The organism is Methylibium sp. T29, assembly GCF_000576205.1.
Lineage (GTDB): Bacteria > Pseudomonadota > Gammaproteobacteria > Burkholderiales > Burkholderiaceae_C > Methylibium > Methylibium petroleiphilum.
Genome location: NZ_AZND01000560.1, coordinates 1 through 854, shown reverse-complemented (window position 1 = coordinate 854; position 854 = coordinate 1). Strand labels below are relative to the sequence as shown.

General features: G+C 70.5%; 1 protein-coding gene. It reads left to right on the top strand.

What is annotated here, in order from left to right; genetic code table 11:
* Nucleotides 1-796: PDR/VanB family oxidoreductase (locus tag x551_RS22820; protein WP_036252076.1), on the top strand; the 796-nt coding region annotated here is incomplete at its 5' end.
* Nucleotides 797-854: the final 58 nt, after the last annotated feature.

The following is an 854-nucleotide window of genomic DNA, read 5'->3' as shown; positions in this document are numbered from 1 at the left end:
GTGCAACGACCCGGCCGAGCGCGGCCACTACCGGATCGGCGTGCTGCTGGAGGCGGCGGGGCGCGGCGGATCGCGCAGCGCCCACGCGCAGTTGCTGCCTGGCAGCCGGCTGCGCATCAGTGCGCCGCGCAACCATTTCGCGCTGGTCCCGGCGCGCCACACGCTGCTGCTCGCGGGCGGCATCGGTGTCACGCCGATCCTGAGCATGGCCGAGCAGCTGGCGCGTGCCGACGCGTCGTTCGAGCTGCACTACTGCAGCCGCACCCCGGCGCGCACCGCCTTCGTGCCGCGGCTGCGGGCCGCGGCGTTTGCCGCGCAGGTGCACTTCCATTTCGACGACGGCGATGCCGCGCAGCGCTTCGATGCGCGCGCGGTGCTCGCGCAGGCGGGGGACACGACCCACCTCTACGTGTGCGGACCGAAGGGCTTCATGGACCACGTGATCCTGACCGCCCGCGCGCTGGGCTGGTCGGAGGGCAACATCCATTACGAATACTTCGCGGGCGCTGCGGTCGACAGCTCGGCGGACCGCGGCTTCGAGGTGCAGATCGCCGGCAGCGGGCGGGTGGTGCCGGTCGCGCCCGGCCAGAGCGTGGTGCAGGCGCTCGCCGCCCATGGCATCGATGTGCCGGTGTCGTGCGAGCAGGGCGTCTGCGGCACCTGCGTGATGCGTGTCGTGCAGGGCGAGCCCGAGCACCGCGACATGTACTTCAGCGCTGCGGAGCACGCCGCCAACGACTGCTTCACGCCGTGCTGCTCGCGCTCGAAGTCGGCGCGACTGGTGATCGATTTCTAGTGTTCCGGCACCCCCTCAGGAGACAGAAAGATGGAGCAGAAGATCGAATTGAAGCAGT